Genomic DNA, 2298 nt, shown 5'->3' with positions numbered 1-2298 from the left:
ATATAATTTGACTCATATAAAAAAGTTTCTCTGAGGAAACTTAGGTATGAATTTACATTCATATTATATTTTTTTGCCTGAAAGTTGCCTTTATGCAAAATAATTATATAGATGAAAAAAAGAAAGGGGAATGCATAAAAAATGGGTGAGGCTATAATTGTCAAAGATTTGTTTGTATCTTATCAAGGGAATCAAGTAGTTCAAAATTGAACAACCTAATGTAGTTGTCATAGCCAGTTCCTTGTAAATAGAGATAATAAAGCTAGCTATAAGTCCATAAAGTTTTTTGGGAAAAGTAAGCCTAATGCTCAAAACTGGCTCAGGGTTCTTGATATAAATCCGTGTATTCAGCTTCAACCGCGAGATGTAGTAGGCCCCTTTATCATGAATAGTTTGTAAGTCTCCTAAATCGAAGTAACCAAGATCACGTAAACACAAATCGCCTGCTTTATCATTATTCTTTCCTGGTCCAAGCTGCGCGTTAAGAAATTAACCATTAAGTAAATCATATTCTAATTGGATTTTCACGTCTGCCGTATTACTACTCCCACCTGAACCTCGATAGTCAGTAGCGAAATGGTCAGGTAGTTGAAACACTGTTGCATCTAAAATACGGATACGATTAAAAGCAGAGATCGCGTGTGCAGAAAGTGAGTGATTTGAGCAGAGTTTTTGTGTGAGAAGAGAAGTAAAGACTTCTCGAAGAAATGCGACAGCTGCTGAATTAAAGCGTTGATTCAGTCCTTTTGAGCTCATAAGTACCACAGTGGAAACTTTTAACTGACTGCACAATTATGCAAGTGATGTCCTAGCAATTTCTTGACTGAGCCATACGCAAAGGGCAATGAGTTCATTTGCTTGATCCTTACTAGATCACTGTACAAAGCCAACTTGTTTGGCGATATCTTGTAGGATTACTGGAGATAAAAAGTATTGTAGCTCTTGTACGAAAAGATTCAGTTCATTTGACATAATAGGATTCAACTAAAACGCCATCTTTTCTATATTTCTACAAAGAGAATAGCGTTTTTTCGTTTTATGGAAACAATTTTTTAGCTTGATGGGCATTGGGTCTCGCCGCATGCCCATCAAGCTAAAAAATCGATGGTTCCCCAAAAATGAAAAAATGAGCTAACTTCTCATAGTTATCTGTTGAGAGATAATAATTTTGTTTTGGGAGTACTTCAAAATATTGGAAAATGGAGATGGTGTTATTTATTTTTTAATTTGGTGACTCTAGGATACCAGTTTAATTGAACTGATAGCGATGTATCTGTATTCCTAAAAAATTTACCTTTGACATTAGGAAATTTTTTAGGGGGATAATTATTACAAGTGGATTAGGTTTCTTGTGAATTTCAAATTAAAGGTCTTATCCAAAGTTGAGAAAAATCCACATACCCAAAATATTTCATCTTAATATTCGTTAAATCTGATGAAAAAGGAATTTGACGTGTATCATAGTATAAGGGAATCATAATAGAGGATTCTATCAGTTCTTTTTCAAGATTCTTATTTAATAAAGACCACTCTTCAAAATGTGTATGTTTGTATTTAGATAGTTGTTTTCTTAGTGATTTATTTGTTTTTAAAACTTTAGCCAATGGTGAATATCTAGCTGTTAAAAAATAATAAAATGATATCTCTTGGTTCATCTCGAATACTTCACCATGAATAAAAAGATCAACTTGTTCATTAAGTTTTTCATCCTTAAGATAGTTTTCAAATGGAACCCATTTAACTTGAAAAGGTATATTTTCTTTTTCTAAGATATTCATTAACCATTTTGTTGTAGCTTCTGTATACTGAGTAGCTTTTATAACAAGTGGTTCTTTAAATTCGGGACGTTTTCTTTTTGGAATATTGACTTGATGATCTATGTCTTTCAAACAGCTTTTACTATTTGTTTTTTTTTGAGAATCATATTCATGAATTTGATTTATATTGTTAGCGATAATTGAATGTAAGTAATTACGAACTTCTATGTGCTGAATGGAAGAATCGCGCCAAGCATTCATAATTATAACGCCAAAACCTGAATTCCTTTCTACTTGAAAGGTAGAATTACATTTATGGTGTTTGGAAGATTGATAAATAGTATCAAATTCTAGGGGGACCTGAATGAATTCTACTATATCTAGCAAAGGCCTTTCTTGAAAATAATCATGAAATGCTATCAATGATGTTTTCTCCAGGCTATTCTCTCCTATATAAAAACCACCGGTTCCTATGATTTGACCGTTATTTTCTTTATAAATACTTGTATTTATCATACATAACATTTGTAAACAATAACTA

1 protein-coding gene and 1 pseudogene are annotated in these 2298 nt (G+C 32.3%); both read right to left on the bottom strand.

What is annotated here, in order from left to right:
- Positions 1-315: 315 nt before the first annotated feature.
- Positions 316-984: pseudogene (locus AB3X49_RS21660) on the bottom strand (IS4 family transposase); the annotation flags it as partial.
- 374 nt (positions 985-1358) lie between these two features.
- A partial coding sequence (locus AB3X49_RS21655) for a periplasmic substrate-binding domain-containing protein (protein WP_483298792.1) occupies positions 1359-2298 on the bottom strand: 940 nt, incomplete at its 5' end.

Source organism: Bacillus sp. C30 (genome assembly GCF_040838255.1).
In the GTDB taxonomy this organism is placed as follows: Bacteria; Bacillota; Bacilli; order Bacillales; family Bacillaceae_G; genus Bacillus_A; species Bacillus_A mycoides.
The sequence above is the reverse complement of the archived record's forward strand: the minus strand, read 5'-3'. Positions and strand labels throughout refer to the sequence as shown.